This is a genomic window from Vibrio furnissii CIP 102972 (genome assembly GCF_000176175.1).
Taxonomy (GTDB): domain Bacteria; phylum Pseudomonadota; class Gammaproteobacteria; order Enterobacterales; family Vibrionaceae; genus Vibrio; species Vibrio furnissii.
Window position 1 is genome coordinate 894,674 of the sequence record NZ_ACZP01000013.1, and the last position, 12,541, is coordinate 907,214.

Sequence of the window (12,541 nt, forward strand, 5' to 3'; positions counted from 1 at the left end):
TAAGATCTTGCAGTAAGTCACTTCTTACAGTAAGTCGCATCTTGCGTATCCATCAGAGCCCTGCGGGGCTCTTTTTTGTGCGTTTATGTAGCGCGTTTATTTTGCGCATTGACTACGCCGACAGCGCTGCGAACAATACTTCACCTCATCCCAGCAACGTGCCCATTTTTTGCGCCATTGAAATGGCCGCGCGCAAACGATGCAAACTTTAGACGGTAAATGCGCTTTGTGATGACCCGCCATCATGGCCGCCTCCGCGTGGACTTTTCAAGAAATACGCAGATGACACAAGCACGATCAATGTCATTTGTCTCTCTTTTGCGCTCAAAGCTAAGATTTCACAATAAGTTGGCACTCATTGGACCATTAAAACTTTTGATGCGGCTATAATCCGAGGCAGTTTTGACGAAATAGCGTAAATTATGTTTCTAGCTCCGTACTTCTCATCTCAAGAACATCAGTTCCAATTCACCCGCGAACAGGCAAGTCACTTTGCCAAGAAAGTGGCGGGCGACTTCAACCCTATCCACGACGAAGACAGCAAACGCTTCTGTGTGCCGGGCGATCTTCTGTTTGCGGTTCTGCTGCAAAAAGAGGGCATTAGCCAGAAAATGCACTTCAACTTCTCCGGGATGGTGAGCGACGGAACAGCGCTTCACATTGAGAACAAGTGCAGCAAAGAAAGCGCCGTCATCGATGCGGCTGGTAAAGAGTACCTGCACATGCGCCATGAAGGCGATGTGAGCCACAACGCCGCATTCATTGAACACGTGGTGACCAACTACGTGCAGTTTTCAGGCATGAACTTCCCACACATCATGGTGCCGCTGATGGAAGAGAAGCAGATGATGATCAACTGCCAACGCCCCTTGGTGATTTACGAAAGCATGGAAGTGGAATTCGACCACCTCGACCTCACCCATCCAGAAGTTGCATTTACTGGTGCCACTTTTGATGTTGATGGTAAGCGTGGTCTCGTGACCTTAAACTTCGCCTTTAAAGAAGAAGGCCGTGTGGTCGGTAAAGGCGTGAAACGGATGGTGGCTAGCGGCCTGAAGCCCTACAGCCAAGAAGACATTGACGATTTGGTCAATCGCTTCAACGAGCGAAAGGATGCCTTCCTAGCAAAGTTCGCTAAAGCAGCCTAACGGTTGCTCACATGACATAAAGAGAAAAAGCTCCCTTGGGAGCTTTTTTCATATCCAGCGGCGCACACGCGCTTTGTAATCGGTGTAAGCCCGGCCGAACAATCGCGTCAGCACTCGCTCTTCGGGTTGAATCTGAAACCGGTTCATATAAATCACAAACAGCCCCACCACCAGCAAGCTGACCACATTTTGATGCCAGTATGCAAAACCCAGCAGAAGCAATAGCAACGCCAGATACATCGGATTGCGGCTGTAATGGAAAATGCCGCTATCGACGACCGTCGACGCTTCATGCGGTTTGGTCGGATTCACCGTGGTCTTCGCGCGGCGAAATTGCACCACACCGGCGATCCCAATCACGCCCGACAACACAAAGCACACCGCAAACACCCCGTACTTATAAGGCAACATCACATCCGCAAATCGACACGCTTGAGCCAGACGATTCACCATCACCAGCGCAATCAGAAACAGCGCCACTGGTGGTATTTTTAACTCCAAATATCGCATAACCGCTCCTTTCGATGTCGCTTTCAGTATACGCAAAACACGCCAGCGTGCTGCCAACTCTACCGCAATTCGCAGCAGCAGAGACAAGAAAGCCCGGCAATACCGGGCTTTCGATTACAGTAGCGTCAGCAGCGCTTGCAGTGGATGCTTCGGCTTCACCTGCTCAAAGCGCTTCACCTGACTGCGGCACGAATAACCGGTGATCAAACAACGCTCTTTAGGCAACTTGTCTAAGCTGGGTTTCCAGCTCAAGCCATAAATGTCTTTCGACATCTGCAGCTTATCCACTTCGTGACCAAACGTCCCCGCCATGCCACAACACCCAACGGGCACGGTTTGCAGCGTCGCGCCAAAGTGCGCAAAGATAGCGCCCCACTCTTTCTCCGCGTTTGGCATTTTGGTTTTCTCGGTGCAGTGCGCCAGCAAATACCACGGCTCTTCATGGCCGGCATCACGCGCTTCAAACTCACGCAGACGCGGCTGCAACCATTCGTGTACGGTCAGCACCTGATAATCACCGCGCTCAGCGCCCAGCACTTCCACGTATTCATCGCGGTAACACAGCACCAATGCCGGATCGACACCCACCAGAGGAATGTTGAGATCCGCGACTTGAGAGAGAAACGCCGACGTATTGGCCGCCGTGGTGCGAAACTGTTGCAAGAACCCTTTGATGTGCTGCGCTTTCCCGTTCGGTTTAAACGGCAGCAGAATCGGTTTTTTACCCAGTTTGACCGCCAAGGCGATGAAATCTTCCACCACATCCGCATCGTAGTAACTGGTGAACGGGTCTTGCACGATGATCACATGTTGATCGCGATCGGCTTGCGACAAAGAGGCCAAACGCTGCATGTCAAAGTGCGCCACCGGATGACGACGCGTACGCTGTGCCAGCGTCGGCACCGACAGCAGCGGCGCATCAACGTAACCCACCGTCGACGCCGTCAGGCTTTGTACCCATTTCTGCGCGATCACGCCATTGACCAATCTCGGCGCTTTGCCCATCACCGGCAGCATGCTTTCAATGTTCGCCACCAAGTAATCCTTCACCGGACGTTGGTAACGGGAGTGATAAATATTGAGGAAGCGCGAACGGAAACTCGGTACATCGACTTTAATCGGACACTGGCTGGCACACGCTTTACACGCCAAACAACCATTCATCGCTTCATACACTTCATGCGAGAAGTCGTATTCGTGACGCTTGTTCATGCGGTTACGCACGCGCTCGATCATGGTTTTGATGGTCGGCGCGGTTTCCAGCGTCTGTTTTTCCAGATCGAGAATATCGATGCCCTGCTCAGTTAATTGGCGCAGCCATTCACGCACCAGACCCGCGCGGCCTTTGGGTGAGTGGCGGCGATCTGCGGTCACTTTCATTGATGGGCACATTGGCGAGCTGGTGTCGTAGTTAAAGCACAAGCCGTTGCCGTTACACTCCATCGCTTGCTTGAAGCTGTCGCGCACTTGCACGTCGATTTGGCGATCAAAGTAACCACGCTTGGTATCAGACACTTTGACCAATTCAAAGTTGGTGTCGAGCGGCGTACAAATTTTGCCCGGGTTCATCTTGTTGTGCGGGTCAAATGCGGCTTTTACACGGCGCAGTTCAGTAAACAGTTCATCACCGAAAAACTCAGGGCCGTATTCAGAACGGTACCCTTTACCGTGCTCACCCCACATCAAACCGCCGTATTTCGCGACCAGTTTGACCACTTCATCCGAGACTTCATGCATCATCAGCTCTTGCTTGGGATCGCACATGTCCAGCGCTGGGCGCACATGCAACACGCCAGCATCCACGTGACCAAACATGCCGTAAGCCAAGCCTTTGGAATCAAGCAACTGGCGGAACTCTGCAATAAAGTCAGCCAAATTTTCCGGCGGCACGCAGGTGTCTTCGGTAAACGGAACCGGTTTTGCACGGCCTTTCGCCGCGCCCAGCAAGCCCACCGCTTTTTTCCGCATGTTGTAGATACGGTTGATGCTCGGCAGATCGTCGCACACCTGAAAACCGATAATGCCCGCTTCCTGATTCGCGACCATTTGCTCTAAGCGAGCGGTCAAAGCCGCCACTTGGGATGCCACCAGTGCGTCATCTTGGTCAGCGAATTCGACAATGTTGATGCCCTGCATCGTTTTGCCTGGTACGTCAGTGATCAAGTCGCTCACGCTGTGCCAAACGATGTCTTCTTTTGCAAGATTCAACACTTTCGAATCCACGGTTTCTACCGACAACGCATTCGCTTCCACCATCACCGGCGCGTTGCGCAGTGCCGAGTCAAAGCTGTCGTATTTGATGTTCACCAACGTGCGCGCTTTCGGAATGCGCGTCAGGTTCAGTTTGGCTTCAGTAATGAACGCCAAAGACCCTTCAGCACCACACAACACGCGGGTGATATTAAATTGATCGGTTGCTTCATCAATCGCATTTTTCAGATCGTAGCCGGTCAGAAAACGGTTCAGCGGCGGGAATTTCTCCACAATTTGGGCGCGTTTTTCGCGGCACACCGTTTCGGTCACTTGCATCGCCACGGCAGCATATTCTCCCGCATTCGGCAAACCGCGTGATAAATCGGTTTCCAGCATCGAACCGTCGGCAAACACCGCTTGCAACGACAGCACGTGATCGGAAGTTTTCCCGTATTTCAGCGAGCCCTGCCCTGACGCATCGGTATTGATCATGCCGCCGAGCGTGGCGCGGTTACTGGTGGACAAATCGGGTGAGAAGAAGAACCCATATGGACGAACAGCATCGTTGAGTTGATCTTTGATCACGCCCGCCTGCACACGCACCCAACCCTCTTCGGCATTCACTTCAAGAATTTGGTTCATGTGACGCGACAGATCCACCACCACGCCTTTGGTCAGCGACTGGCCGTTGGTGCCTGTGCCGCCGCCACGCGCTGAAAATGTCACGCGCTCGAATTCCGGTTTAGTGCTAAGTTTACCGATAAGGGTGACGTCGTGAGTCGATTTGGGGTGAATCACCGCTTGCGGCAGCTGTTGATACACGCTGTTATCGGTGGACACAGCCAAACGGCTTGAATATTGCGTTTCAATGTCGCCGCTAAAACCTGCTGCTTCCAGTTCATGCAAAAAGGTTAAAACAACGGGGTCGACATCGGATTGGAGATGAAGTCTTGGTAACATTTGCTTCCTGCCCGTACTGCGCTGATCCGATCAGCTCTGGGTTGAGAGTTAATTTTGGAATTAATCTTTGAATCAGGTCACTTTACAACATTTAAAAAGGTGATCAAATCAGAATCTCAATGCCAGAATGAATTGAAAGGGAATTTATTGTGGGCGACACGCCAAATCGGTCAAGTTGCAGCCAAAACACACATAAATGTGGGTCAAAGCACATACGCAATCGTTTAGCTGAGGGATTTTATCTTCGCGATTGAAGGTTTGAATGGAGGGGAATGTGCACATTGCACTACTCCTTTTCGACCGATAAGGATACGCTGCTTATTCCGCTTTTCGTCTTATTAGCATCTACGGACAAATACATGAAAAAAAATAAAATCGTGACCACCGAAGACATTTTGTTGAAGCTGTGCCAATCAGTTTCAAGCGTGCTTACTTCAGCCACAGGTTCAACCATTTCTTATTCTGCGATGGTGCAGAAGATCAACAAAACCTCATTGAAACCTGATTTTGGTTGCTTCGTTCTGTTCGACGGCGGGTTCACTGGCTTGGTCGTGATTAACTTTACGGCGAAAGCCGCTCTGGAAGTCTACGCGAACTACATGCGTAACATGGGCATGCCGGAAGAAGAACTGGCCGTTCTGCACACCTCCGATGAAGTGGGCGACGTCTTGGGAGAACTGATGAACCAGTTGGTCGGCGATTTCACCAAGAAAGTACGCAAAGAGCTGCAAACCAACATCACGCAAAACCAACCTAAAATGCTGTCGCTGAACAAGCAGGTCATTCTGTCGGTCGACACTAACCTCGATCGCCCGCAAGCACGTCGCGTCACCTTCTCCACCGAAAACAACAACATCTTCTACCTTGAGCTGGCAATGGATAAAACCGAATTCATCCAGTTGGAAGAGTTTGAAGTGCAGGAAGACGAAAGCCCAGATTCGATTCTTGAAGCCACCCAACAGAAAATGGCCACCAAGAAAGAACCGGCAAAAAGCAACGACGTTGACCCTTCTGACCTACTCGACGAACTGGGTTTGTAATCCATTGACGCGCCAATCTTTGAGGAGATTCTTTGAGGAGATTGGCGCTCCGCCTTTAAATTCCATGACAGAAACGTTAAAATAGCCAACTTTTCTTAATGCCGTAGAAACGTTTTTCGCATGTCGATGGATAAACAAAAAGCCCTCAAAAAAATCGCGAAATGCCTAGAGTTAGGCAATTCAGCCAACGTGAACGAAGCTGCGAACGCCATCAAGATGGCGCACCGCCTGATGCTCAAGTATGGCTTGGACAAAGATGACATTGAGTTTATCAAAATGGGGAAAACGCAGTCGACGCACTTGTTGCCGGCTTCGATTTCATCTGCCATTTTGCGTGTCATTCGCGGTATCAACACCAAGTTTGGCGTTGAAGCGGTGCTGCTCAATCACAAAGGCCTGAAACGCGTGGAATTCATCGGCGAAGCGGACCGCGCCATCTTTGCGGCGTTTGCGTTTGATATCGTCTATCGCGAGATGAACGAACAGACCGGTCAATTCCGCAACAGCTTTGCTGGCAGCGGCACATCGAACCCAGAAGTACAGCGTCGCGTGAACTCATTCCTCTCGGGTTGGGTCGAAGGCGCACTGGAAAAATTGCCGATCATTACGCCAGATGAAGAATCTGCAAATAAAATCAATAGTTATATTGATAAAGAATTCAAAAACATAGACCGCGAAACCTTTAAGCAGCAATTGCGTGAAGCGATGAAAAACCTCACCGCCGATTACGAAGTTGGGCTGAAAAAAGGTCGTCGAATTTCGGTCAGCCGCCCCATTGATGGCGCTCAAGCGCCTAAGTTATTGAAGTAAATCCTTCGTCAAACCTGAGTAAAATCGTCTAAGCTTGCATTGACGACAAGGCTGTTTTTTCGTTTATTGCATGCGGAAAAAATAATGACTCATGGAGATGACGTTTTGAAAAAAATAACTCTGGCATTGGCCGTGTTGATCGCACTTTCTGGCTGTGCAGCAACACAGCGACAGAACGCAACTACCGGTGAAACCGAGACAAACTCAGCCACCAAAGGCGCATTGCTCGGCGCACTGGCGGGTGCTGCGGTGGGCCTTGCAAGTGGTGATGATGCCAAAGAGCGTCGTCAGCGTGCCCTCATCGGCGCCGCGGGGGGTGCTGCAGTGGGCGGTGGCGTCGGCTACTACTTTGACCAACAAGAAGCTGCGCTTCGTCAAGAGCTGCTGAACTCCGGCGTTCAAGTCGAACGTGTGGGCGAAAACCAATTGGTGCTGCGGATGCAAAACGGCATCGGCTTCCAAACCAACTCATACCAGCTCGACTCGTCTATCCACAACACGCTGCGTGGTGTGGCAAAAATTCTGGTCGAATACCCAGACACCAGCCTTGTGATTGACGGTCACACCGACAGCACAGGCAGCGACACCACCAACCAAATTTTGTCTGAACGTCGCGCGGAATCCGTTCGTTCGTTCTTGCTGTCTCAAGGTGTTGCCGCAGGCCGTGCCATTGCGCGTGGCAATGGTGAACGTTACCCACTGTGCACCAACAGCACCGCGGATGGCCGTTCATGTAACCGCCGCGTTGAGATTCAAATTCTCCCGCTAAAATGATTTAATGAGCCAGCCACCATGATGGGATGTGTCTGAACATCAATGACTTAAGCCTGGCATAACGCCGGGCTTTTTTAATAAGGATCGTGATCGGGTATGCGCCACTTCGTTCGAGGATTGCTCGTTGCTCTTACTGCTCTGCTGACATTCAGCGCACAAGCCGACATTTCAGATTTGATCACCTTGGCCAATCAGGGCGATCGTAACGCGCAGTATCAGCTTGCCGTTGATTATCAACGTGGCCATAACACGCCTGTCAGTCAGGACGATGCATTCTATTGGTTTCAACAAGCCGCAGAAGCCGGCCACACGCCCGCAATGGTTCAACTTGCCAACGCCTACGTCGCCGGCACAGGCACAGATAAAGACATCCACAAAGCACTCTTTTGGTTGATCAAATCCTTGGTGGACGGCAATCAGAGCGCTGCTGTGCATATCGGGCAGCTATATCAAAGCTTAACGCAATCACCGAGCCCAGACGCGATGGCGGAGATTTGGTATCACAGCGCCGCCGAACACAACCCACAAGCGGAGCAATTGTACGCGCAATTACTGGAGCAGAAATTCAACCAGCAGCGTGCGCGGCAGGTGTCGTCCATCGAACAATTGGAAAGTGCCATCGACGCCTCCACCGCCCAACCCACACCCGTGGTGACCACCACGACGCAACACCAAACCGAAAGCCTGATGAGCGATTACCTGTTCATCGTTCTGGTGGTGTTGGTGATCGTCTGTTTGCTGTCGGCTTATCGCTATGTCAAACAGGCCAAACGTCGCCAATCCACGCACGAGCAGGAAGACTATGCCACCAAACATGCCGCCAAACTCAACGCGCAATCCGGCATCGTTAAACAACAAAAGCGCCAGTTAGAAACCCTCTATCGCGAACTGAAATCTCTGCAAAACGCGCAAGCCAATCAAAATCAGGATCATAAGTTATCACTGGCCTGTGCGATGTTTGGTTTTCATCCCAGCCAGCTTCCCGATGAACGCAGCATCAAAGTGCGATACAAACAACTGTCGAAAATCTACCATCCCGACATGAAGGGCAGCGAAGAGGAAATGAAGCGTCTGAACGGCGCCTTAAAGATTATTATTAATCATGTTAATAAATAGTTAATTCAACATTCATTATTCTGATATTGTTTTTCCATGATTGCTCGCAGCCCTTATAGCGCAATCGATTACTCTCGCAAGATCCATAACAAACACTTAACTTCCCCCAGTTGACTATGCGATAATTCGCCGCGAATTAAACACCTGAATCAGGTGGGGAGAAAACATGTTCACAATCGAAGGCATTTGCGACTGGTGTAAACAACCCAGCCTGCTGACTAAACACGAATATATCGACGGTAAATCACACTACTCTTGTGCTAAATGCAATGAATTTGCGCGTATGGATGTACGACAATTTAATATTGCCGAGCAAGCGTTGCGAGAACGTCGAGCCCAGCAGACCGCATTCAGACCTTAACCCGAGAAAAGAGCGCCAGGATGGCGCTTTTTTGATCGCCGTCCTTCCGTATATCTTCTTGTCTTCTTTTTTCTTCTCTTCTTTTGTCTCTGTTGATCTCCGTCGTCAAACACGCGCAATGAAGCCTCGTCTCCGTTTTCCTTTGGATTTCTATACAGGGGTTTGCCTGTTGTACAGGTCGTTGAACAGTATTCGCGTCACCATAAAGCACCACCGCGATCACAAAACATCGCACTTGGCGAACAAAAAACACACAACCAAATTCAATAAAATAATAAATATAATCAATAGGATAAGTTAAAAACCACGCATCACTGATTTGAATTCGTGCATTCCATAAGCGAATTATCACTTGATCAGTACCGCATTTGATAATACTGTATACACATACAGCATGTATGAAAGGACAGTATTATGCTTCACGCAGATTTCAAGACCACACGTTTTGTAAACCACACTTACAACACCACCCGTTACACCCCACAAGGGGCTAACACCGGCATGATGTCTCGCCTGGCTAATTTATCGCAGCAGCAACAGTGGATTCTTTACACTGCCCAGTGCCCGCGTCCTCAATACGATGAGCTCAATGCGCATCACGTACAGTGCGGAAAAATTATTCATATGAAACCTTCTCAGTCTCACTCCGAAATCGAAATCGTGATGAAAGCGATTCAATCCGGCAACGCCAGTGCGATTGTGGCCTCGGGCAACATCGACATCGTCAGCCAAAAATTGCTGGCACAATTGGCGGCTGAACATCACTGTGAAGTCTTCTTCCTCTCCGGCATCCCGACCGCTTTCCATTAATTGTGCTTTTCCATTAAGGATGATTATCACTGTCTTTTCCCTCCGTTTCGGCGGAGGGCTTTTCTGCCGTGCTCACGGATTCCCCCTGATCTTCACATTCCCCCACTGTAAAATAGAGTGACCAGACAAAGCACTGAGTTATTTAAGCAAACGTTTGCTTTTTCTCTGGCGACAGAAAATAGTTCTGGTATGATGCGCTCAGTATTTGATATCTCATCCCGTTTTTACGCTACGGATATCTTCTCTCAACGACGTTTGAAATAAGATAGGAATGTCTAAATGAGCCTTGCTGACCAAGTTCTTGCCGTCAATGACGACCTCCCCATCCGCACCAACCAACCTGTTCACAGCGGCAAAGTCCGCTCGGTATACTGGCTAACTGAAGACGACAGCCGTCGCCTGATCAAAGAAAAAGGCTACAACGTTGCCGAAGATGCGCCACTGGCCATCATGGTGATCAGTGACCGAATTTCTGCTTTTGACTGTATCTGGCACGCCGAAGGCGGCGTCAACGGGGTTCCGGGCAAAGGTGCGGCACTGAACGCGATTTCAAACCACTGGTTTAAGCTATTTCAAGAAAATGGCCTAGCCGACAGCCATATTCTGGACATCCCTCACCCGTTTGTGTGGATCGTACAAAAAGCCAAACCAATCAAGATTGAAGCGATTTGCCGCCAGTACATCACCGGTTCGATGTGGCGAGCGTACTCAAAAGGCGAACGCGAATTCTGTGGTATTGCGCTGCCAGAAGGTCTGGAAAAAGATAAAGCGCTGCCAGAACTGCTGATGACGCCATCAACCAAAGGCATTCTGAAAGGCATTCCCGGCGTACCGGAAGCGGACGACGTCAATATCACACGTCAGAACATTGAAGATAACTTTGCAGCATTCAACTTCAGCAAAGCGTCAGACATCGCGCTGTATGAAAAACTGCTGAAAGAAGGCTTTGGCGTGATCAGCGATGCGCTGAAAGCAATTGGTCAGATTTTCGTCGACACCAAGTTTGAATTTGGCTACGTGACCGATGCCAATGGCGTTGAAAAACTGATCTATATGGATGAAGTGGGTACGCCTGACTCATCTCGTATTTGGGATGCGCAGGAATACCAAGCAGGTAAGATTGTCGAAAACTCAAAAGAAGGGTTCCGTCAGTTCCTGTTGAACTACTTCCCAGATCCAGACATTCTGCTCAACAAAGAGCGCATGCCTGAGCGTGAAGCTCTCGCACGTGATAACGCGTTGCCTCTAGAATCACTGATGGACATCTCACGTACTTACCTTGGCATTGCCGAGAAAATCGTCGGCCATCCGATTGAGCTAAGCACGAATCCAAAACAGGAAATCATCGACGTACTGGCAAAAGAGTACGGTTTGATCGATTAAGTGTTTCATCCCGCATGAAATAGAAAAACGGTCCCGCTGATTCAGCCGGACCGTTTTTGTTGGTGTCGAGGCCAAGCGAGCGCGATGGAAACCCACCCATCGCGTTCTTCTGATCATCAGGCCATATCTGCAAACAGCCTGAATGAAATCAACATCGGTTAGATGAGTGTGCTCAGCGCTTGCTTGACTTTGTCTAGGCCTTCACGCAGGACGTCCGCCTCAATCGTCAGTGGTGGCAGGAAGCGAATCACGTTGCCTTTCACGCCACACGAAAGCAGGATCACGCCCTGTTCGCGCGCCGCAGCCACCAACGATTTCGTCAGTTCGGCCATCGGTTTGCCATCGTTCGGGTCAATAAACTCCATCGCGATCATCGCGCCCAAATGACGCACATCCCCGATTTGTGGCCAGCGTTGCTGCCACGATTTCAGTTCGGTTGTCATCACTTCACCGATATCCAGCGCTTTTTCACACAGACGCTCTTCTTCGATGATCTTGAGCACTTCCAGCCCCGCCACACAACCGAGCGGAGAACCCGCATAGGTGCCGCCCAAGCCACCCGGCGCTGCCGAATCCATCACTTGGGCTTTCCCCACCACAGCTGAAATCGGGAATCCGCCTGCAATGCCTTTGGCCATGGTCATCAGATCCGGTTCAACACCCAGATATTCGGTGGCAAACAGTTTACCGGTGCGCGCAAAACCCGTCTGAATTTCGTCGGCGATCAGCATGATGCCGTGACGATTACACAACTCGCGCAGTGCATGAGCAAACGCTGGGGGAGCGGCGTAGAAGCCGCCCTCTCCCTGCACAGGTTCAAAGATGATCGCGGCCACACGTGAGGGCTCGATATCACACGCGAACAGATCATCCAGCGCCTGTAAACTTTGCTCAATAGAAATACCGTGCACATCATTTGGGTACGGCACGTGGAAAATTTCGCCCGGGAACGGACCAAAGCTGCTCTTGTAGGGCGCTACTTTGCCCGTCAGTCCCATGGTCATGTTCGTGCGGCCGTGGAAGCCGCCTTTAAATGCAATCACGCCCGGTCGGCCAGTATGAGCACGCGCGATTTTCACGGCGTTTTCCACCGCTTCAGCGCCAGTGGTCAGAAAGATCGCTTTCTTCTCTGAAGGGCCCGGCGCGCGGCGGGTCAGCGCCTCAGCCAGCTCAATGAATGACGCATACGGCGTCACCATCGAACAGGTGTGGGAGAAACGCTGCAATTGCGCGGTCACGGCAGCCACAATGCGCGGGTGCGAGTGGCCGGTGTTGTTGACCGCAATCCCCGCAGCGAAATCGATGTAACGATTGCCTTCGATGTCCCACAACTGCGCGTTATTCGCTTTTTCTACGTAAATCGGACTCAGGTTCGCCATACCATTGGCGATCACCTGCTGCTTTCTTTCCTGCCATTGAGAGTTATTCATCGCTAT

The 12,541-nt window shown here is 50.7% G+C and carries 12 protein-coding genes; 8 read left to right on the top strand and 4 right to left on the bottom strand.

The features are described 5' to 3' along the window. Positions 1–96 precede the first annotated feature (96 nt). Positions 97–243: a DUF2256 domain-containing protein gene (locus VFA_RS23140; RefSeq protein WP_167498032.1), complete on the bottom strand. Its 147-nt coding sequence runs from the start codon at positions 241–243 to the stop codon at positions 97–99. Positions 244–422: 179 nt separating this feature from the next. Here VFA_RS23140 and VFA_RS08105 point away from each other — a divergent pair, with 179 nt between their 5' ends. Then, positions 423–1,148, top strand: coding sequence for a DUF3581 domain-containing protein (locus VFA_RS08105; RefSeq protein ID WP_004726227.1), 726 nt, complete (start codon positions 423–425; stop codon positions 1,146–1,148). A 48-nt stretch (positions 1,149–1,196) separates the two neighbouring features. Here VFA_RS08105 and VFA_RS08110 read toward each other — a convergent pair whose 3' ends face one another. Then, positions 1,197–1,658 (bottom strand): methyltransferase family protein, encoded by a 462-nt coding sequence (locus tag VFA_RS08110; RefSeq protein WP_004726228.1) that lies wholly within the window; start codon positions 1,656–1,658, stop codon positions 1,197–1,199. A gap of 114 nt (positions 1,659–1,772) precedes the next feature. Then, the gene (gene ydiJ, locus VFA_RS08115; RefSeq protein ID WP_004726229.1) at positions 1,773–4,811 is read right to left on the bottom strand and encodes a D-2-hydroxyglutarate dehydrogenase YdiJ; all 3,039 of its coding nucleotides are present in this window, start codon (positions 4,809–4,811) and stop codon (positions 1,773–1,775) included. 359 nt (positions 4,812–5,170) lie between these two features. Between ydiJ and VFA_RS08120 the strand changes: the two genes are divergently transcribed. From VFA_RS08120 to VFA_RS08150, 7 genes are all read left to right on the top strand, one after another. Continuing rightward, entirely contained in the window at positions 5,171–5,851 is a 681-nt protein-coding gene (locus VFA_RS08120) for a DUF3334 family protein (protein WP_038151248.1), read from the top strand. Positions 5,852–5,977: 126 nt separating this feature from the next. Continuing rightward, a complete protein-coding gene (locus tag VFA_RS08125) occupies positions 5,978–6,661 on the top strand; it encodes a DUF2786 domain-containing protein (protein ID WP_038151448.1) in 684 nt (227 codons plus the stop codon). A 105-nt stretch (positions 6,662–6,766) separates the two neighbouring features. Further along, positions 6,767–7,435, top strand: coding sequence for an OmpA family protein (locus tag VFA_RS08130; protein ID WP_014205245.1), 669 nt, complete (start codon positions 6,767–6,769; stop codon positions 7,433–7,435). A gap of 96 nt (positions 7,436–7,531) precedes the next feature. Further along, positions 7,532–8,551, top strand: a complete 1,020-nt coding sequence (locus VFA_RS08135) for a J domain-containing protein (protein ID WP_004726233.1) — start codon at positions 7,532–7,534, stop codon at positions 8,549–8,551. A 166-nt stretch (positions 8,552–8,717) separates the two neighbouring features. After that, positions 8,718–8,912 carry a hypothetical protein gene (locus tag VFA_RS23145; protein ID WP_004726234.1) on the top strand — a complete coding sequence of 65 codons (195 nt, stop codon included), beginning with the start codon at positions 8,718–8,720 and terminating at the stop codon, positions 8,910–8,912. Positions 8,913–9,326: 414 nt separating this feature from the next. After that, positions 9,327–9,722, top strand: a complete 396-nt coding sequence (locus VFA_RS08145; RefSeq protein WP_004726235.1) for a hypothetical protein — start codon at positions 9,327–9,329, stop codon at positions 9,720–9,722. 279 nt (positions 9,723–10,001) lie between these two features. Further along, the gene (locus VFA_RS08150) at positions 10,002–11,105 is read left to right on the top strand and encodes a phosphoribosylaminoimidazolesuccinocarboxamide synthase (protein ID WP_004726236.1); all 1,104 of its coding nucleotides are present in this window, start codon (positions 10,002–10,004) and stop codon (positions 11,103–11,105) included. Between the two features lie 158 nt (positions 11,106–11,263). Here VFA_RS08150 and gabT read toward each other — a convergent pair whose 3' ends face one another. Beyond that, complete coding sequence (gene gabT / locus VFA_RS08155) at positions 11,264–12,535, bottom strand: 4-aminobutyrate--2-oxoglutarate transaminase (RefSeq protein ID WP_004726237.1); 1,272 nt, start codon at positions 12,533–12,535, stop codon at positions 11,264–11,266. Positions 12,536–12,541 lie beyond the last annotated feature (6 nt).

What these genes read in the sequence shown, in the direction of transcription:
- VFA_RS23140 (WP_167498032.1), bottom strand. Translation starts at nt 243, where the DNA reads ATGGCGGGTCATCACAAAGCGCATTTACCGTCTAAAGTTTGCATCGTT.
- VFA_RS08105 (WP_004726227.1), top strand. Translation starts at nt 423, where the DNA reads ATGTTTCTAGCTCCGTACTTCTCATCTCAAGAACATCAGTTCCAATTC.
- VFA_RS08110 (WP_004726228.1), bottom strand. Translation starts at nt 1,658, where the DNA reads ATGCGATATTTGGAGTTAAAAATACCACCAGTGGCGCTGTTTCTGATT.
- ydiJ (WP_004726229.1), bottom strand. Translation starts at nt 4,811, where the DNA reads ATGTTACCAAGACTTCATCTCCAATCCGATGTCGACCCCGTTGTTTTA.
- VFA_RS08120 (WP_038151248.1), top strand. Translation starts at nt 5,171, where the DNA reads ATGAAAAAAAATAAAATCGTGACCACCGAAGACATTTTGTTGAAGCTG.
- VFA_RS08125 (WP_038151448.1), top strand. Translation starts at nt 5,978, where the DNA reads ATGGATAAACAAAAAGCCCTCAAAAAAATCGCGAAATGCCTAGAGTTA.
- VFA_RS08135 (WP_004726233.1), top strand. Translation starts at nt 7,532, where the DNA reads ATGCGCCACTTCGTTCGAGGATTGCTCGTTGCTCTTACTGCTCTGCTG.
- VFA_RS23145 (WP_004726234.1), top strand. Translation starts at nt 8,718, where the DNA reads ATGTTCACAATCGAAGGCATTTGCGACTGGTGTAAACAACCCAGCCTG.
- VFA_RS08145 (WP_004726235.1), top strand. Translation starts at nt 9,327, where the DNA reads ATGCTTCACGCAGATTTCAAGACCACACGTTTTGTAAACCACACTTAC.
- VFA_RS08150 (WP_004726236.1), top strand. Translation starts at nt 10,002, where the DNA reads ATGAGCCTTGCTGACCAAGTTCTTGCCGTCAATGACGACCTCCCCATC.
- gabT (WP_004726237.1), bottom strand. Translation starts at nt 12,535, where the DNA reads ATGAATAACTCTCAATGGCAGGAAAGAAAGCAGCAGGTGATCGCCAAT.